The organism is Curtobacterium phyllosphaerae (genome assembly GCF_049341865.1).
Classification (GTDB): domain Bacteria; phylum Actinomycetota; class Actinomycetes; order Actinomycetales; family Microbacteriaceae; genus Curtobacterium; species Curtobacterium phyllosphaerae.
The window spans coordinates 344,852-362,587 of the sequence record NZ_JBMPIU010000002.1; the positions used below are offsets into that span (position 1 = coordinate 344,852).

Genomic DNA, 17,736 nt, shown 5'->3' on the forward strand with positions numbered 1-17,736 from the left:
GCGCCGCAGCAGGCGCTGCGCAGCGCACGACTCGATGCGGAGGCGGACATGGCGAAGGCGAGCACGGCGGCGGACGGACGCGGGGCCCGGAGCGTGGCGGTCTCTCGGAGGCTCGGCCCGGCCGAACGCGACGCGGCCATCACGGCGCTGAAGACCGAGGAGTTCGACGTCCTGGTCGTCGGCGGCGGCATCGTCGGGGCGGGCAGCGCCCTCGACGCAGTCACCCGGGGACTCCACGTCGGCATCGTCGAGGCCCGCGACTGGGGTTCCGGGACGTCGAGCCGGTCGTCGAAGCTCGTGCACGGCGGCATCCGGTACCTCGAGCAGCTGAACTTCGCGCTCGTCCGCGAGGCGCTCATCGAGCGGGGGCTGCTCCTGCAGCGGATCGCCCCGCACCTCGTGAAGCCGGTCAAGTTCCTGTACCCGCTGAACCACCGCGTGTGGGAGCGGTTCTACATCGGGATCGGCATGGCGATGTACGACGCGTTCAGCTGGTCCGGTGGACGTCCGCCCGGGGTCCCGCACCACCGGCACCTGTCGAAGCGCCAGCTGCTGCGGGCGATCCCGAGCCTCCGGAAGGACGCGCTCGTCGGGGGCATGACGTACTACGACGCCCAGGTCGACGACGCCCGGTACGTGTCCTCGCTCGTCCGGACCGCGTCGTCGTACGGCGCCTCGGCCGCGAGCCGGGTCCGCATCGAGGGCTTCGTCAAGGTCGGCGAGCGGGTCGTCGGGGCGCACGCGCACGACATCCAGACCGGGGAACGGTTCGACATCCGGGCCAAGCAGGTCGTCAACGCGACCGGCGTCTGGACCGACGACACGCAGGCGATGGTGGGGGAGCGCGGCCAGTTCAAGGTCCGGGCGTCGAAGGGCGTGCACCTCGTCATCCCGCGCGACCGGTTCCAGTCGACGATGGGGATGATCCTCCGCACCGAGAAGAGCGTCCTCTTCGTCATCCCGTGGGGCCGGCACTGGCTGGTCGGCACGACGGACACCGACTGGGACCTCGACAAGGCGCACCCGGCGGCGACCGCGGCGGACATCGACTACATCCTCGAACACGTCAACCGGGTGCTCGCCGTGCCGCTCACCCGCGAGGACGTCGAAGGCGTCTACGCCGGACTCCGACCCCTGCTGGCCGGCGAGTCCGACCAGACGTCCAAGCTGTCCCGCGAACACGTCGTCGCGCACACCGTGCCGGGACTCGTCGTCGTCGCGGGCGGCAAGTGGACGACCTACCGCGTGATGGCGAAGGACGCGATCGACGAGGCTGCGGCCGCGCTCGACGGTCGGGTCCCGGCCTCGACGACCGAGGACATCGCCCTGCTCGGTGCCGAGGGCTACCAGGCCGCATGGAACCGTCGCGCGTCGATCGCGAAGCGGTCCGGGCTCCACAAGGTCCGCGTCGAGCACCTGCTGAACCGGTACGGCACGATGATCGACGAGCTCCTCCAGCTCATCGTCGACGACCCGTCCCTCGCAGAGCCGCTGCCCGGTGCGGACGACTACATCGGCGCGGAGGTCGTCTACGCCGCGTCGCACGAGAGCGCGCTGCACCTGGAGGACGTCCTCGCCCGCCGCACCCGGATCTCGATCGAGGCCTGGGACCGCGGGGAGTCCGCGGCACCCGTCGCCGCCCGCCTGATGGGCGACGTCCTGGGGTGGAGCACCGAGCAGGCCGAGCACGAGGTCTCGAACTACCTGACCCGGGTCGCCGCCGAGCGCGCGTCGCAGCTCCAGCCGGACGACGCGTCCGCCGACCGGGTCCGGCTCGAGGCCCCGGACATCGCGTTCGGGTTCGACGAGGACGACGTCGTGGTCGGCGCGTCGGCCGCGACCGGACCGACCGCCTCCGGCGGCTCGGCCGAGGACGAGCAGACGATCGGCGAGAAGACCACCGAACCGCGGTGACCAGCACGGGCGGGAGGCGCGGGGCGGCGCCGCCACGCCCCTCCCCCCACCGAGACGGCCCGCCGGCAGCGCACCGCCGCCGGAATGCGTGCGTGCGCCCCGGCGTTAGCATGATGGACAACAAAGGGAGCCAATCACCATGGTCGACGTTCATCGCGTCAAACTCCCCGGCGTCGGCGTACTGCACAGCTTCTACACCGACGACGGTGGCAAGTGCGGGGTCATCACGCACCGGTCGGGGCACTCCGACCTCATCTCCTTCGCGGACGTCTCGGACGGTGCCGACAAGTCGGAGAAGGTGTCGCTCCGCCTCTCCGAGGACGAAGCGCACACCCTCGCCGAGCTCCTCGGCGGGACGCGGATCACCGAAGGCCTGTCGAAGCTCGACGAGATCCCCGGTCTGTCGATCGACTGGTTCTCGGTCGACTACGACGACGCCATCGCCGGCAAGCCGCTCGGCGACCTCGGTGGGTCCGGGATCATCGGGCTGACCGTCGTCGCCGTGGTCCGCGGCGACTCGGCCAACCCCGCTCCCTCCGGCGACTTCGTGGTGTTCCCGGGCGACACGCTCGTCGTCGCGGGCTCCCCCGAGAAGGTCGCGAAGGCGTTCACCTACTACCGCAGTGGCGCGCTGGCGGCGGCGGTCGCCGAGGCCCCGCCCAGGGGCTAGGCGATGCACCTGGGTGGTGAGCTGCTGACCATCGGCGGCCTGTTCCTCATCGCCTACGTCCTCGGCAGGCTCGGCAAGCTGATCGGCCTGCCGGCCATCCCGATCTACATGGTCGTCGGGCTCATCGCGAGCCCGCACTCCAGCTGGATCGGGCTCAACATCGAGTCCCACACGATCGAGCTCATCGCGACGTTCGGGCTGATCCTGCTGTTGTTCAACCTCGGTCTCGAGTTCGACCAGGAGGAGTTCTACGGCAACGCCGGCAAGTTGCTGATCTCCGGTGGGACCTACGTCGCGATCAACATGGGCGTGGGGTTCGCGTTCGGGTTCTCGCTCGGGTGGGGCACGCGCGAGGCCCTCGTCGTCGCGGGGATGACGGCGACGTCGTCGAGTGCCATCGTCACGAAGCTGCTCATCGAACTGCGGCGGCTCGCGAACGACGAGACGCCGATGATCCTCGGTGTGACGGTGATCGAGGACGTCTTCATCGCGATCTACCTCGCGATCGTGTCCGTCGTGCTGAGTGGCGACACCAACGTCTGGGGCGTGATCGGCAAGTTGGCGCTCGCGTTCGGGTTCCTCATCGTGATGTTCTCGCTCGCGCGGTGGGGCGGCAAGGTCGTCTCCCGCGCCTTCAACACCCGCGACGACGAGCTGTTCACGGTCCTGTTCTTCGGGCTCGCCGTCCTGTTCGGCGGCCTCGGAGACGTCCTCGGGGTGACCGACGCGATCGGGGCGTTCGTCATCGGGCTGCTCTGCGGCGCCACTCGCTACCGCGATCGGATCGAGCAGCTCGCACTCCCGATGCGCGACGTCTTCGGGGCGTTCTTCTTCGTCAACTTCGGCCTGGCGCTGAACGTCGCCACCTTCGGCGAGGTGCTGTGGCCCGTCCTCGGGGCGATCGGGATGACCGTGGTGCTGAACGCCGTCGCGGGACAGCTCGTCGCGCGGATGAACGGCTTCGGCGCCCAGGCCGGGATCAACACCGCCGTGATCCTCGTGAACCGCGGCGAGTTCGCGCTCATCCTCGCGACCCTGGCGGCGGCGGCGGGGCTCGAGGAGCGGATCACCGCGTTCGCCGGGCTGTACGTGCTCGTGATGGCCGTGCTCGGACCGGTCCTCGCCGCGAACTCCGACCGGATCGGCCGAGCGGTGCTCCGGCCGACCCGGATCCGGACGCGGGCGCGGAACGCCGCCGACGCCGCCGCGGCCGCCCGGAAGGCCGAGCGGGACCGACGGTTCGCCGAGGAGATCGCCCTCGTGGAGGCGGCTGGCAGCGACGAGCGTGAGAATGGGTCCCCGGAGACCTCGGAACTCGAGACCGTGCCGCGCGCAGTGCGCCCGGCCGCGGACCGCGAACCGACGTCGCCGATCGACATCCACGCGGAGCAGGCCGGGCAGCAGTCCGACGCTCGCGCGAACCGACAGCGAGACCCGGAGTACTGACATGTGGGCTGTTGCACGCCGACCGCGGTGGGTCGCCCTGCTCGTGCTGGCGCTCGTGCTCGCAGGGACCTTCGCCGGGCTCGGCAAGTGGCAGCTGCAGCGGAGCATCGAGAACGGCAAGGCGGGTCCGGCCACGACCGAGACCCGCCGGTCCCTCGACGCCGTCGCGAGCCCGCAGTCGGCGATGCCCGAGGACCTCGCCGGCCAGGAGGTCCGGGTGGAGGGACGGTTCGCCGCGGGTGACACCGTGGTGCTGACCGGGCGGAGCGGGGGCGGTCGGTTCCAGACGGTGGGCAACTTCGTCGACGCCGGGAGCGGAGCGAGCCTGCCGGTCGTCATCGGGTACGCGGACACCCGGGCCGCAGCCGTGGCCGGTGGGAACCGCGCCGTGACGGGTGAGACCGTCACGGTCGAGGGCCGGTACTACCCGTCCGAGTCCCCGGACCAGGACGACTTCACGAACGGCACGCACAGTGCGGTCGCGGTCGCGTCGCTCGTCAACACGTGGAACGGCTTCGACGGTCGGATCTACGGCGGCTACGTCGTCGCGACGGCGCCCACCGCCGCGCAGGCCCACCTCGGCACGATCGCCGACCGGGCCCCGACGCGCGACGTCCAGTTCGACTGGCTGAACCTGTTCTACGCGGTCGAGTGGGTCGTGTTCGCCGGGTTCGCGGTGTTCCTCTGGTACCGGTTCGTCCGCGACGCCTGGGAGCGGGAGCAGGACGAGACCGCCGAGTCCGATCCGGGGTCCGACGGCGGCGGTGGCGGCGGAGGACCGGGTCCCGACCGCGGTGGCGACGGCGGTGGTGGGACCGGCGGATCGTCGCGCCCGATCCCGGCGATCGTGCTCACGGACCGCTCCGAGCAGTCCACTCAGGACACCAGGCCGCTCGCCGGGGCAGCATCCGGGCACCGGTAGCATTGCCGACATGGCTCTGACCGTCCGAACCCGCGACATCCCGAAGATCCCCGGTGCCGTCGCCTGGTACCGCGCCTCGGCGTACATCACCGGTGTGATGCTGTTGCTCCTCGTGGTCGAGATGATCCTCAAGTACACGCCGCTGCACACCGAGATGCAGCTCGGCGGCAGCGGGTTCTTCGTCCCGGAAGGCACGGCGGGCAAGGAACCCGGCACGTTCAACCTCTCGATCGGCATCCTGATCGCGCACGGCTGGCTCTACGTCCTGTACCTGTTCACGGACTTCCGTCTGTGGAGCATCATGCGGTGGAGACCGCTCCGGTTCCTCTGGATCGCGCTCGGCGGCGTCATCCCGTTCCTGTCGTTCTTCGTCGAGCACCGCATGGCGGCGATCGCACTCGACACCCATCGTGACCTGACCGCTGCGCAGCAGCGCGAGAAGGAGGCCGCTCGGTGAGCGAGACCGACCAGCGTCCCGTCCTCGTCGTCGACTTCGGCGCCCAGTACGCCCAGCTCATCGCCCGTCGCGTGCGGGAGGCGAACGTGTACAGCGAGATCGTGCCGCACACGATCACCGCGGCGGAGATCCAGGACAAGAACCCGGCGGCGATCGTCCTGTCCGGAGGCCCGTCCAGCGTGTACGAGCCCGGCTCACCCGATCTCGGTGACGGCATCCTGGACCTCGGCGTCCCGGTCCTCGGCATCTGCTACGGCTTCCAGGTGATGGCGAAGACCCTCGGCGGCGAGGTCGCGAACACCGGCCTCCGGGAGTACGGCGCGACCGACGTCGAGGTCGTCGGCGACGGCGGCACGCTCCTCGGTGGGCAGCCGGCCGCCCAGGTCGCCTGGATGAGCCACGGCGATTCGGTGCGGACCGCGCCCGCCGGCTTCGACGTCCTCGCGACGAGCTCGTCCACCCCCGTCGCGGCGTTCGCGTCGGACGAGCGGAAGCTGTACGGCGTCCAGTGGCACCCGGAGGTCAAGCACTCCGCCGAGGGGCAGCGGGTCATCGAGGCCTTCCTGCACGATGCGGCGGGCCTGCCCGGCGACTGGAACTCGGACAGTGTCATCACCGAGCAGGTCGCCCGGATCCAGGCGCAGGTCGGCGACGCCCGGGTCATCTGCGGGCTCTCGGGCGGGGTCGACTCCGCCGTCGCCGCCGCCATCGTGCAGAAAGCCGTCGGCGACCAACTGACCTGCATCTTCGTCGACCACGGACTCCTCCGCGCGGACGAGCGTCGTCAGGTGGAGGAGGACTTCGTCGCCTCCACCGGTGTCCGGCTCGTGACGATCGACGCTGAGTCGCAGTTCCTCGACGCCCTCGCCGGCGTCAGCGACCCCGAGCAGAAGCGCAAGATCATCGGCCGGGAGTTCATCCGCTCGTTCGAGGCCGCCGCCGAGGCCCTGGTGCTCGAGGCGCAGGCGTCCTCCTCCGACGCCGCGGTGAAGTTCCTCGTGCAGGGCACGCTCTACCCGGACGTCGTCGAGTCCGGTGGCGGGTCCGGCACCGCGAACATCAAGAGCCACCACAACGTCGGGGGCCTTCCCGACGACATGACGTTCGAGCTCGTCGAACCGCTCCGGGCGCTCTTCAAGGACGAGGTCCGTGCCGTCGGTCGCGAACTCGGACTCCCCGAGGGCATCGTCGGCCGTCAGCCGTTCCCCGGCCCGGGGCTCGGCATCCGGATCGTCGGCGAGGTCACGAAGGACCGGCTCGACCTCCTCCGTTCGGCGGACGCGATCGTGCGGCAGGAGCTCACCGCCGCGGGGCTCGACCAGGAGATCTGGCAGTGCCCGGTGGTGCTCCTCGCCGACGTCCGTTCCGTCGGTGTCCAGGGCGACGGCCGCACCTACGGTCACCCCATCGTGCTCCGGCCGGTGAGCTCCGAGGACGCGATGACGGCGGACTGGACGCGTCTGCCCTACGACGTCCTCGCGAAGATCTCGAACCGCATCACGAACGAGGTCGCCGACGTGAACCGCGTCGTGCTCGACGTCACGAGCAAGCCGCCGGGCACGATCGAGTGGGAGTAGCCCCCGCGCCTCCCGCTGAACACCAACAGGGCCGCATCGCGCAGGAAAATACCTCTGCGAGATGCGGCCTTGTTGGTGTTCCGCGAGACGGGTCAGTTGTTCCCGCGGAGGATCGCGAGGAGGCGCAAGACCTCGAGGTACAGCCAGACGAGCGTCACGATGAGCCCGAACGCCGCCGTCCACGCGTAGATGCGGGGAGCGCCGCGCTGCACGCCGGTCTTGATCCGGTCGAAGTCGAGCACCAGCGAGTACGCCGCCATGATCACGACGAGGATGCCGAGGATCACCCCGAGCGGGATGCCGAAGATCTCGACGCTGCGGAGGCCGTAGGCGCTCTGCGTGACGCCGGTCCACATGAGGACCAGGTTGACGAGCGAGAACGCCGCGTAGCCGATCAGCGCCACGATGAAGATCTTGGTCGCTCGAGCCGACGCACGGACCTTGCCGAAGCAGAACAGGATGAGGGTCACCGCGAAGACGCCGAGCGTCCCGAAGACCGCCTGGCCGACGATGCCCTCGAGCTGCGGCATGCGGTTGAAGATCGCGGAGATGCCGCCGACGAACAGGCCTTCCATGCCGGCGTAGAGCAGCACCAGCGTCGGCGAGGGCTTCTTCTTGAAGGTGTTGACGAGCGCCAGCACGAACCCGACGATGCCGCCGACGAGCGCGAGCGCCGGGATGTTCCACGCGATGACGGCGCCGACCACGAGCACGCCGAACGCGATGAGCGTCTTGACGATCGTGTCTTCGTAGGTCATGCGCTCGGTCTCGACCGGGCCGGCCGCAGGGCGGTCGTACATGTTCTCGAGGTGGTCCGGCGAGATCGGCTGCGAACCGTACGGCGCTCGACCGTTCGGCGCCTGCTGGCCGTAGGGCGCGCCGTACTGCTGGCCGGCAGCGGGCTGCTGACCGTACGGCGCGCCGTTCAGCGAGCCGTTGAAGGCGTTGCGACCCGCGTTGTTGAAGGCGGGAGACTGGTCGAAACCGGGCTTGAAGGCCATGGGGTCCTCAGGATTCCTCTGCTGCTCGGGGCGGTGCCGGCGTGTGCCGGATCGGCCTGACGGGTACGAACATCCGTGCTTTCTCAGACTAAGGTTCGAGATGGCTCGAAGGCTGAGGATTCGCGTTGAGCGGACTGCGGGTGCGCTGGGGTGCAGAGTGCCCGGTCAGCACGCTCCCCGTCAGCGTAGGTCGCGTCGCTGCTCATCCGCCGGAAGACGGCCCGGGTGATGCTGAACGCGGATGGACGCGGTCACGATCGTCGCGGACCGCCCCCGTCGGGACGCGGTTCCCGCGGCGGCGTCAGCCCTTCTCCGCGCCGACGAGTCCCCGCACGAAGTACTTCTGCAGGAAGAGGTACGCGACGACGATCGGGATCACGGCGATCAGCGCCGCCGCCGCCGCGGTCGGCAGGTTGCTCGACTGGATCGAGAAGAACGACGCGATGGCCGGGGCGATCGTCCTGGTCTCCGGGGTCGTCAGGATGTAGCCGGAGAGGGCGTACTCGTTCCAGACGCCGACCCCGGTGATGATGCCGACGGTCGCGGTGACGGGCTTCAGCATCGGGATGACGACGTAGAAGAGCGTCTGGAAGAGGTTCGCGCCGTCGATGCGTGCGGCCTCCTCGACCGACACCGGCAGGGTCTGCATGAACGAGCTGTACAGGAAGATCGCCAGCGGCAGCCCCGTGGTGACCATCACGAGGATGACACCCCAGTAGGTGTTGAGGGCGTGCATCGTGGACAGCAGCGAGTACAGCGGGACCAGGATGCTCAGCGCGGGCACCATCATCAGGCCGACGTTGAGGCTCAGCACCGCCTTGTTGAAGCGCGTACGACGACGGGCCAGCGGGTACGCCGCGAGGGCCCCGAGCAAGCAGACCAGGAGCGTCGAGACGCCGGCCACGAGCACGCTGTTGAGCATCGCGCGGAAGATGCCGCCCTGGGACACCGCCTGGACGAAGTTGTCCAGGGTCAGGTTCGCGACCGGGAAGGCCAGCTGGGGGCTGAGGTCGGTCTTGGCCTTGAGCGAGGTCGTGAGCGCGACGTAGAACGGGACGAGCTGCAGCACGACGACGACGAGCACGAAGACGCTGACGAGCGAGTTCGGCAGCCAGGCCGTCGACCGCGGAGGTGTCCCGGCGGTCCTCCGCGGCGGGGTCGCGTCCGTCCCGCGCGCCGGACGGCCGGCCTGGCTGGTGGGTTCGGTCCGACCGGCGCGGCCGCGCGGTGCGGTGGTGGTGTCGGTGACGGTGTCGCTGCTCATGACTGGTCCAGACGTCGGCGGTTCAGCGCGGCGTTCGCCACGACGGTGAGGATCGCGATGATGACGAAGAGCGCAACGCCCATCGCGGAGGAGTAGCCGGCCGCCTGGTTGGCGAAGTAGGTCGTCCCGATGAGGGTCGAGACCGAGCTCGTCGCCGTGCCCGGGCCGCCGCCGGTGAGCACCTGGATGACGTCGAACAGCTTGAGGCCGCCGATCAGGTTGAGGATGATGCTCGTCGCGAAGGCCGGCTGGAGGAGCGGCAGGGTGACCGACCAGAACCGTTGCCAGGCGTTGGCGCCGTCGAGCATCGCGGCCTCGGTGTACTCCGGTGAGATCGACTGGAGACCGGCCAGGTAGATGATCATCGACGTCCCGACGAACTGGATCGAGTTGACGACGACGATCGCCGTGACGCCGCTCGCCGCGCTGCTCAGCCAAGCGTGCCGGTGTCCGCCGAGGGCGACGACGATGTCGTTCAGCGTGCCGTTGTCGTACTGGAAGAGCAGGTAGTAGAACGTGCCCATCACGATCGGCGACACGAGCACCGGCAGGTAGATGATCGCCTTGGCGACGTTCCGACCGCGCAACCTGCTGTCGAGGGCCAGCGCGAGGCCGAGGCCGAGGACCTGTTGGATCGCTGTGCTGCCGATGCCGTAGACGAACGTCGTGACGAGGACGGACCGGAACGTGTCGTCCGTGAACAACCGCGCGTAGTTGGCCCATCCGATCCAGGAGAAGTCCGGCGTGTAGCCGTCCCAGTCGGTGAACGAGAGCCGGACGCCGCTGATCAGCGGGTAGATGGTGAACACGGCGAACAGCGCGAGCGCTGGCACGTAGAGCAGGTTGACGCCGGCGCCGGCGAACCGTCCGGTGCGGCGGACTCGTGGTGGCGTCGCCGGTCCGGGCCGTGCCGGGCGGGTGGGTGCTGCGGTCGGTGCTGCGGTCATGGGAGCCTCCCGGGCGCCGGCCGGTCCGTCCGAACGGACCGGCCGGCGCGGTGTCAGTTGGACTTCTTGTAGAGGGTGGAGAAGTCGTCGGCGACCTTGCTGGTGCTGGCGGCCGGCGAGGACTGCCCGGCGACGACGCTGTCCGCGGTGGTGACGACGGTGTTCCACATGCCGTTCGGCAGGTACACCCGGTCGAAGTAGGGGCGCAGCGGGACGTTCCCGGGCGTCACCCAGCGCTCGTAGCTCGGGGCGAGCGAGCCGAGGTCGGCCTTGACGTTCGTCAGCCCGGGCAGGCTGCCGGTCGACTCGGCGAGCTTCTCGTCGACGGCAGGGGTGGCGAGGAACGCGAGGTACTTCTTGGCGTCGCTCAGGTGCGCGCCGTCCTTCGCCGCGCCGAACGCGGTGTTCTCGCCACCGATCAGGTAGGACTTCGACCCGTTCATCGCCGGCACCGGGACGAACTGGAGCTTGGCGTCCGGGGCGTACTGCTGGGCCTGTGTGACGAGCGAGTTGCTGCTGAGCGCGAACGCGGCCCGGTTCTCCGCGAGCGCGCGGGCCATGTCGTCACCGGTCGCCGAGGAGTAGTCCGGGTTGATCCAGCCCTTCGTCCGGAACTGCTCGAGCATGTCGAGGATCTTCTGGTACGCGGGCTTCGGGAACGACCCCTTGGAGAACGCGGTGAGCTGGCTCGAGTCGAAGGCGCCCGGTGCGATCCAGTCGACCACGTTGCCCGCGGATCCGTCCTTCGAGCCGGCGAGGGTCAGCGGGACGTCCCCGGCGGCGGCCACCTTGCCCGCGGCCGAGACGAACGAGTCCCAGTCGGTGATCGAGTCGGGTGCGACGCCGGCCTTCTCGAGGACCGTCTCGTTGACGATCAGCCCCGAGACCGCGGTGTCGACCGGCAAGGCGAAGAACTGGCCCTTCGCGTTCTTCATCGCGGGGTCGAGGACCTTGTTGAAGTGCTTGGCCCACGACTCGTCCTGCAGTGGCGCGAGGAACGAGCTGTAGCGGTCGAGCGACCATCCGTGCGTCGCCCAGATGTCCGGCGGGTTGTGGGCCGCGAGCCGGACCTTGATCTGGGACTCGTAGTCGTTGCCACCGGTCTTCAGGTCGACCTTGATCGTCGGGTTGGCCTGCTCGAAGCGCTTGGTCGCGGTCGTGAGGGCGGCGAGCAGCGGGGAGTCCGCCGACTGCGCGGTCTGGAACTCGAGCGTCGTCGTGCCGGCGGCGGATCCGGAGGCGCTGCAGGACGAGAGGGTCGCGGCGACGGCGACGGCGGTGACGGCCAGGGCGACGAGTCGTCTGGCCGGGTGCGTGCGGCCGACCGAGCGGCTGCTGGACATCGTGCTGGTGGGTGACTTCATCGTCGGACCTCCGGTGGGTGTCGGACGAGCTGCGATGCTCGTTGCGGCGGGACATTACCCGAGTAAACCGGGGACCGCAAGCGCCCACGAAGCAGGACATCCGCGAGGTTGACGCGAGTAAACACGGATGGCACACTGGCCGACATCCTCCGACCGGATCCGCGTGGTCCGGCCTCCGCAACGTCGTACAGAAGGACCCTCGACATGAGCTTCACCCTCGGAATGGTCGGCGCCGGCCAGTTCTCCGCCCACTTCGCGTCCCTGTTCGATCTGCACCCCGGCATCGACGCGGTGTACGCCACCGACACGATCCCGGACCGCGCCGAGCAGCTCGTCACGGACCTCGGCCTCGCCGGGACGCGGCCGGACTTCGACGCCATGCTCGACGACCCGACGATCGACGCAGTCGCGATCTTCACGCAGCGGTGGACGCACGGTCCGCTCGTGCTGAAGGCCCTGCGAGCCGGCAAGCACGTCTACTCCGCGGTGCCGATGGCCGTCGCGCAGGACCAGATCGGCGCGATCATCGACGCGGTGCGCGAGACCGGTCTCACCTACATGATGGGCGAGACGAGCCAGTACAACCCCGCCACCGTGTTTGCCCGGCAGAAGCTCGCCGACGGCGCGTTCGGTCGAGTGGTCTACGCCGAGGGCGACTACCTGCACGACATGGACCTCGGGTTCTACGACGCCTACCGGTACAGCGGCGGCGACGGCTGGAAGGCCACGGCGAGCTACCCGCCCATGTGGTACCCGACGCACGCGATCGGCGGCGTCCTCGGCGCCATCCCCACGTACGCCACGAGCGTCAGCTGCATCGGGGTGCACGACGACCGCGCCGACGGCGTCTTCGACACCGAGGTCAGCATGTTCGGCAACGACTTCTCGAACGCCACCGCGCTGTTCGCCCTCGCCGGCGGTGGATCGATGCGCATCAACGAGTTCCGTCGGGTCGGGTACCCGTCGCCGCTCCGCGAGTCGCGGTTCCGCTGGTTCGGGACCGAAGGCAGCTTCGAGCAGCTCGCGACGACCTCGCTGTGGCAGGACAAGCACGGCGCCGAGGACGTCTCCGACCAGATCGCGACCCGCCCGACGCTCAGCGAGGACGACCCGTCCCTCGCGAACGTCGCTCCGTCGCTCCGGAGCGCGTTCGTCTCCGGGCACGCCCCGGTCCACGACGCCGAGTCCGGCCGGCTCCCCGACACGTTCGCGGTCGCGCCGAACGGCCACGAAGGCAGCCACCAGTTCCTCGTCGACGACTTCGTCCGGGCGGTCGAGGGCGGCACGCTGCCCCCGGTGAACGCATGGCAGGCGGCGCGCTACACGCTGCCCGGCCTCGTCGCGCACGAGTCGGCACTGCAGGACGGTGCACGGTTGCCGATCCCCGACTTCGGCGATGCGCCGGTGCCGGTCGGAGCGACCCTGGCGTCGGCGCACGCGGACGCCTGAGCCGGAGCGGAGGCCCGTGTCCCGACCCCCGGCCCCCCGCGGCCGGCACGGGGCCGGCCCCGGCGGCCGCCGCCGTAGGGTGGAGGCAGCCGAGGAAGGACCACCCGTGACGCAGTCGATGTCCACGCCGCCACGCAAGGCGACCCGTCGCGACGTCGCCCGTCGAGCCGGGGTCAGTGACGCCGTCGTCAGCTACACCCTGAACGGCGGCGCCCCGGTCGCCGCCGCGACGGCGCAGCGCGTCCGGGATGCCGTCGAGGAACTCGGGTACAGCCCGAACCAGGCGGCCAGGGCACTCCGGTCCGGGTCGGCGCGCACGCTCGTGCTCGTCGTCCCGGACGGGTCCGACCCGATCTTCGCGAACCCGTTCTTCAGCGAGTACGCGAGTGTGATCGAGGGGGCCGCACGAGAACGCGGCTACGCGCTCTACACGACGGCGTCGTCGATGCTGCCCGACGTCGTGATCGGACGGTTCCGCGAGTTCGCGGCACGCCAGGTGGACGGCGTCCTCGTGCTCCAGGGCGACGCGCAACTCGACCGCGCGGCTCTCGACCGCGTCGGGCTGCCCTGGATCGAGCTCAACGCCGTGGTGCCGACGAACGGCGGGCAGAGCCTCAGCGCGGACCTCCGGGAGGGTGCGTTCGTGGCCACCACGCACCTCCTCGAGCACGGACACCGCCGCGTCGGGTTCATCGGTGAACTGGACCCGGTCGAGCCGCGGTACATCGGCTGGCTCGAAGCCTGTGCCGCAGCGGGGGTCGCAGCCGGCCCGCACGTCCAGACCGCCATCACGCGTCCCGGTGGCCACGATGCCGGCGACCGCATCGCAGCCGACCCCGACCGCGCCCCCGCGTACTTCGTCGCCTCGGACCGGACCGCGGTCGGCGTGCTCCGGTCCCTGCACGAGCACGACGTCGACGTGCCGGACGACGTCGCCCTCGTCGCGTTCGACGGCTCCTGGGAGGGCGAGTACGCCTGGCCCGGACTGACCTCGTTCCGGCAGCCGATCGAGCGGATGGCGGAGAGCGCGGTCGAACGGGTGCTCGCCGGCAAGCTCCGTGCCGCGGGACACGAGCTCTTCGAGGGTGCGCTCGTCGTCCGGCAGTCATGCGGCTGTCACCGAGCGGAGCGCTGACCGTCGTACAGTGCTGGGATGGCCGATCTGCCGGACGCGACAGTCCACCCGCGAGACGATCGTGTCGGTGGTGCGCCGGGCCTCCCGTCCGTGATCGCGCACCGCGGGGCGAGCGGCCTCCGGCCGGAGCATTCGCGCGCTGCGTACGAGCTCGCGGTCGCGCTCGGTGCGGACGCCATCGAGCCGGACATCGTGCCGACCCGGGACGGCGTCCTGGTGCTCCGGCACGAGAACGAGATCTCCGGGACGACCGACGTCGCCGCGCATCCCGAGTTCGCGCACCTGCGGACCACGAAGACCATCGAGGCGCAGACGCTCACCGGGTGGTTCACCGAGGACTTCACCTGGTCCGAACTCGCGACGCTCCGGGTCCGCGAACGGCTGCCGGGACTCCGACCGGGCAGCGCGGCGCACGACGGCGAGCAGCCGATCATGCGGCTCGGGGACCTGTTGGGCGTGCTCGACGCGGCGCCGCGGCCGGTCGGACTCGTCGCCGAGATCAAGCACGCGACGTACTTCGACCGCGCCGGGTTCCCGCTCGACGACCTCGTCGACGGCGTCCTCGGCGAGCACGGCTGGCGGGGCGACCCGCGCCTGACGTTCGAGTCCTTCGAGAAGCAGGTGCTCCGGGACCTGGTGGCCCGTGGGACGGGCGGGCGGTCCGTGTACCTGATGGAGGCGCGCGGGGCGGCCGCCGACGAGGTCGCGGTGCACGGCGGAGCCGCTCCGACCTACGCGGCCGAACGGACGGAGGCGTCCCTGGCGGCGCTCGCGTCGTCCTTCGACGGGATCAGCCTCGCGGTGCGGACCGTCATGGCCGGCGTCGACTCGGTCGCGCCGGACACCGTCGGACCGCTGCGGAGCGACATCGTCGAACGGGCGCACGCGGTGGGGCTCCTCGTGTACACGTGGACCCTCCGACCGGAGAACCGGTTCCTGCCCGGACCGCTCCGGCGCGGCGGCGAGGTCGCGGCGCACGGCGACTGGGAGCGGTGGTTCGGGTCGGTGATGCGCACGGGAGTCGACGGGGTGTTCGCCGACCACCCGGACCTCGCGATCGCCGCGCGGGCCGGGCTCTCGGGCGTCGGTGGTCGCGCCTAAACTGTCTCGGACATGACGATCGTGCTCGATGGATTCGACTCGGCGCCCGACCGTGCACACGGCCAGGGCGCACCGGGTGCTGCCGCCGACGACCCGTTCACCGCGGGCCTGAACCCCCAGCAGCGAGAGGCCGTCGAGTACCGCGGCGAATCGCTGCTCATCGTGGCCGGAGCCGGATCCGGCAAGACGAGCGTGCTGACCCGGCGGATCGCCCTGCTGCTCGCGAACCGGGAGGCCTGGCCGAGCCAGATCCTCGCGATCACCTTCACGAACAAGGCCGCCGCAGAGATGCGCGAGCGCGTCGAGGCCCTGGTCGGCGGAGCTGCCGAGGGCATGTGGATCTCCACGTTCCACTCCGCGTGCGTCCGGATCCTCCGTCGCGAGTCCGAGCGCTTCGGGTTCACGTCGTCGTTCACGATCTACGACTCGGCGGACTCCCGGGCGCTGCTCAAGCGGATCCTCAAGGAGCTCGAGGCGGACTCGCTCGGGCTCACGGTCGGGGCGGTCGCGAACAAGATCTCCAAGGCCAAGAACGAGCTGCAGGACGTCGAGTCCTACGCGCGCGACATGAACTCGGGCGACCCGCAAGAGGTCATGTTCCTCGAGGTGTTCCGGCGGTACTCGCAGGACCTCCGACGAGCGAACGCGTTCGACTTCGACGACCTCATCGGCCAGACGGTGTTCCTGTTCCGGGCGTTCCCCGAGGTCGCCGCGCTCTACCAGCGCCGGTTCCGCCATGTCCTGGTCGACGAGTACCAGGACACGAACCACGCGCAGTACTCGCTCATCCGCGAGCTGACCCGTCCGGTCGCACCGGAGCAGGTTGACCGCCTCGAGGACACGGGGCAGCACGTGGCCCGGATGCGCGAGCCGGACGGGTCGATCGCGCCTGCGTCGCTCACCGTCGTCGGCGACTCCGACCAGTCGATCTACGCGTTCCGCGGCGCCGACATCCGCAACATCGTCGAGTTCGAGCGGGACTACCCGCGGAGCAAGGTGATCCTCCTCGAGCAGAACTACCGCTCGACGCAGACCATCCTCGACGCCGCGAACGCCGTCATCGCGAACAACTTCGACCGCCAGGCGAAGAACCTGTTCACCGACGTCGGGGCCGGCGACAAGATCACCGGGTTCACCGGGTACACCGGCCACGACGAGGCGCAGTTCGTCGCGGACGAGGTCCAGCGGCTCCACGACGAGGAGTCGATGAACTACCGCGACATGGCGGTGTTCTACCGGACGAACTCGCAGACCCGGGCGCTCGAGGAGATCTTCATCCGCTCGGCGATCCCGTACCGGGTGCTCGGCGGGACCAAGTTCTACGAGCGTGCCGAGATCAAGGACGCCATGGCGTACCTGATCACGGTCGCGAACCCGGCTGACCCGCTCTCGCTCCGGCGCATCCTCAACACGCCGAAACGAGGGATCGGCGCCGTCACGGAGACGGCCCTGCAGCGGTTCGCCGACCAGCACGACACCACACTCCGCGACGCACTGCGCCACGCCGACGAGCTCGGCTTCGGGCCGAAGGTGCGGACGGCGATCACCGAGTTCGCCGCGCTGCTCGACGACGTCGCGACCCGTGCGGCGACGCAGCCCGTGGTCGACACGCTCACGCAGCTGCTCGAGGGATCGCACCTGCTCGAGGTGCTGCGCGCCTCGCCGGACGCCCAGGACGCGGCCCGGGCCGACAACGTCGACGAGCTCGTGGCGGTCACCCGGGAGTTCCAGAAGAACAACCCCGACGGCACCCTGTCGGACTTCCTGACCGAGGTCTCCCTCGTGGCGGCGGCCGACGAGCTCGACGACTCTTCGGGCACCGTGTCCCTGATGACCCTGCACACGGCGAAGGGCCTGGAGTACGAGGCGGTGTTCCTGACCGGGGTCGAGGAAGACCTCCTGCCGCACCGGATGTCCGCCGGGGAGCCGGGCGGTCCCGCCGAGGAGCGCCGGCTCTTCTACGTCGGCATCACCCGGGCACGGAAGCACCTGTTCCTGTCGCTCGCGATGACCCGCGCGCAGTTCGGCGACGTCAACGTGGCGATGCCGTCGCGGTTCCTCCAGGAGATCCCCGAGGGGCTCATCGACTGGAAGCAGTCCCCGGGGATGGCGAACAGTCGCGGCGGCACGCAGCCCCGCGCGCTCAACGCCCGGCGCGAGGGCGGTGTCGGTGAGGGCGGTGGCGCCGGCTGGCGCGGACCTCGCGCGGCGGGCGGCTTCGGTGGCGGGTCCTACGACCGGGCGACCGCGGCGTCGAAGACCCGACCGAAGACCGAGTGGGCGAACCGGGTCACCGGGCAGGTCCGCGACAACGGCGACATGGAGCTCGAGGCGGGCGACCGCATCTCGCACGTCGACTTCGGCGAGGGCCGCGTGACGAGCGTCACGGGCCTCGGCGCGAAGCGGATCGCCGAGATCCTCTTCGACACCGCGGGCCGCAAGAAGCTCCTCATCAAGATCGCCCCCATCGAGAAGCTGTAGCCGCGCGT

Annotated in this window: 14 protein-coding genes; 10 read left to right on the forward strand and 4 right to left on the reverse strand. The window is 70.2% G+C overall.

All coding sequences use genetic code 11. The features are described 5' to 3' along the window. The first annotated feature begins 48 nt into the window (after positions 1 to 48). The 6 genes from ACO0E0_RS04810 to guaA all read left to right on the forward strand — a co-directional run bounded on the left by ACO0E0_RS04810 (position 49) and on the right by guaA (position 6,986). Positions 49 to 1,914 (forward strand): glycerol-3-phosphate dehydrogenase/oxidase, encoded by a 1,866-nt coding sequence (locus ACO0E0_RS04810; RefSeq protein ID WP_422870259.1) that lies wholly within the window; start codon positions 49 to 51, stop codon positions 1,912 to 1,914. 139 nt (positions 1,915 to 2,053) lie between these two features. Then, positions 2,054 to 2,584 (forward strand): cation:proton antiporter regulatory subunit, encoded by a 531-nt coding sequence (locus tag ACO0E0_RS04815; protein WP_422870260.1) that lies wholly within the window; start codon positions 2,054 to 2,056, stop codon positions 2,582 to 2,584. A 3-nt stretch (positions 2,585 to 2,587) separates the two neighbouring features. After that, positions 2,588 to 4,030: a cation:proton antiporter gene (locus ACO0E0_RS04820; RefSeq protein WP_422870261.1), complete on the forward strand. Its 1,443-nt coding sequence runs from the start codon at positions 2,588 to 2,590 to the stop codon at positions 4,028 to 4,030. Between the two features lies 1 nt (position 4,031). Continuing rightward, a complete protein-coding gene (locus ACO0E0_RS04825) occupies positions 4,032 to 4,952 on the forward strand; it encodes an SURF1 family cytochrome oxidase biogenesis protein (protein ID WP_422870262.1) in 921 nt (306 codons plus the stop codon). 10 nt (positions 4,953 to 4,962) lie between these two features. After that, on the forward strand, positions 4,963 to 5,409 hold the full coding sequence (locus tag ACO0E0_RS04830) for a DUF3817 domain-containing protein (RefSeq protein ID WP_422870263.1): 447 nt from the start codon (positions 4,963 to 4,965) through the stop codon (positions 5,407 to 5,409). After that, positions 5,406 to 6,986 (forward strand): glutamine-hydrolyzing GMP synthase, encoded by a 1,581-nt coding sequence (gene guaA / locus ACO0E0_RS04835; protein WP_422870264.1) that lies wholly within the window; start codon positions 5,406 to 5,408, stop codon positions 6,984 to 6,986. The genes ACO0E0_RS04830 and guaA overlap by 4 nt, the downstream gene beginning before the upstream one ends. Before the next feature lie 92 nt (positions 6,987 to 7,078). Here guaA and ACO0E0_RS04840 read toward each other — a convergent pair whose 3' ends face one another. The 4 genes from ACO0E0_RS04840 to ACO0E0_RS04855 all read right to left on the reverse strand — a co-directional run bounded on the left by ACO0E0_RS04840 (position 7,079) and on the right by ACO0E0_RS04855 (position 11,562). Further along, entirely contained in the window at positions 7,079 to 7,987 is a 909-nt protein-coding gene (locus tag ACO0E0_RS04840) for a Bax inhibitor-1/YccA family protein (protein WP_422870265.1), read from the reverse strand. 301 nt (positions 7,988 to 8,288) lie between these two features. Then, positions 8,289 to 9,251 (reverse strand): carbohydrate ABC transporter permease, encoded by a 963-nt coding sequence (locus ACO0E0_RS04845; RefSeq protein ID WP_422870266.1) that lies wholly within the window; start codon positions 9,249 to 9,251, stop codon positions 8,289 to 8,291. Further along, complete coding sequence (locus ACO0E0_RS04850) at positions 9,248 to 10,198, reverse strand: carbohydrate ABC transporter permease (protein ID WP_422870267.1); 951 nt, start codon at positions 10,196 to 10,198, stop codon at positions 9,248 to 9,250. The genes ACO0E0_RS04845 and ACO0E0_RS04850 overlap by 4 nt, the downstream gene beginning before the upstream one ends. A 53-nt stretch (positions 10,199 to 10,251) precedes the next feature. Further along, positions 10,252 to 11,562, reverse strand: coding sequence for an ABC transporter substrate-binding protein (locus tag ACO0E0_RS04855; protein WP_422870268.1), 1,311 nt, complete (start codon positions 11,560 to 11,562; stop codon positions 10,252 to 10,254). Between the two features lie 204 nt (positions 11,563 to 11,766). On the opposite strand from ACO0E0_RS04855, the gene ACO0E0_RS04860 reads away from it, so the two are divergent. From ACO0E0_RS04860 to ACO0E0_RS04875, 4 genes are all read left to right on the forward strand, one after another. Further along, entirely contained in the window at positions 11,767 to 13,011 is a 1,245-nt protein-coding gene (locus tag ACO0E0_RS04860) for a Gfo/Idh/MocA family protein (RefSeq protein ID WP_422870269.1), read from the forward strand. 106 nt (positions 13,012 to 13,117) lie between these two features. Continuing rightward, on the forward strand, positions 13,118 to 14,146 hold the full coding sequence (locus ACO0E0_RS04865; protein ID WP_422870270.1) for a LacI family DNA-binding transcriptional regulator: 1,029 nt from the start codon (positions 13,118 to 13,120) through the stop codon (positions 14,144 to 14,146). Between the two features lie 18 nt (positions 14,147 to 14,164). Further along, positions 14,165 to 15,247: a glycerophosphodiester phosphodiesterase family protein gene (locus ACO0E0_RS04870; protein ID WP_422870271.1), complete on the forward strand. Its 1,083-nt coding sequence runs from the start codon at positions 14,165 to 14,167 to the stop codon at positions 15,245 to 15,247. Positions 15,248 to 15,259: 12 nt separating this feature from the next. Continuing rightward, positions 15,260 to 17,728 carry an ATP-dependent helicase gene (locus tag ACO0E0_RS04875; RefSeq protein ID WP_422870272.1) on the forward strand — a complete coding sequence of 823 codons (2,469 nt, stop codon included), beginning with the start codon at positions 15,260 to 15,262 and terminating at the stop codon, positions 17,726 to 17,728. Positions 17,729 to 17,736: the final 8 nt, after the last annotated feature.

Bases quoted from the DNA above. Each gene is read 5' to 3' on its own strand.
- ACO0E0_RS04815 (WP_422870260.1), top strand. From the start codon at position 2,054: ATGGTCGACGTTCATCGCGTCAAACTCCCCGGCGTCGGCGTACTGCAC.
- ACO0E0_RS04855 (WP_422870268.1), bottom strand. From the start codon at position 11,562: ATGAAGTCACCCACCAGCACGATGTCCAGCAGCCGCTCGGTCGGCCGC.
- ACO0E0_RS04845 (WP_422870266.1), bottom strand. From the start codon at position 9,251: ATGAGCAGCGACACCGTCACCGACACCACCACCGCACCGCGCGGCCGC.
- ACO0E0_RS04870 (WP_422870271.1), top strand. From the start codon at position 14,165: ATGGCCGATCTGCCGGACGCGACAGTCCACCCGCGAGACGATCGTGTC.
- ACO0E0_RS04840 (WP_422870265.1), bottom strand. From the start codon at position 7,987: ATGGCCTTCAAGCCCGGTTTCGACCAGTCTCCCGCCTTCAACAACGCG.
- ACO0E0_RS04850 (WP_422870267.1), bottom strand. From the start codon at position 10,198: ATGACCGCAGCACCGACCGCAGCACCCACCCGCCCGGCACGGCCCGGA.
- ACO0E0_RS04875 (WP_422870272.1), top strand. From the start codon at position 15,260: ATGACGATCGTGCTCGATGGATTCGACTCGGCGCCCGACCGTGCACAC.
- ACO0E0_RS04860 (WP_422870269.1), top strand. From the start codon at position 11,767: ATGAGCTTCACCCTCGGAATGGTCGGCGCCGGCCAGTTCTCCGCCCAC.
- ACO0E0_RS04825 (WP_422870262.1), top strand. From the start codon at position 4,032: ATGTGGGCTGTTGCACGCCGACCGCGGTGGGTCGCCCTGCTCGTGCTG.
- ACO0E0_RS04830 (WP_422870263.1), top strand. From the start codon at position 4,963: ATGGCTCTGACCGTCCGAACCCGCGACATCCCGAAGATCCCCGGTGCC.
- ACO0E0_RS04820 (WP_422870261.1), top strand. From the start codon at position 2,588: ATGCACCTGGGTGGTGAGCTGCTGACCATCGGCGGCCTGTTCCTCATC.
- ACO0E0_RS04810 (WP_422870259.1), top strand. From the start codon at position 49: ATGGCGAAGGCGAGCACGGCGGCGGACGGACGCGGGGCCCGGAGCGTG.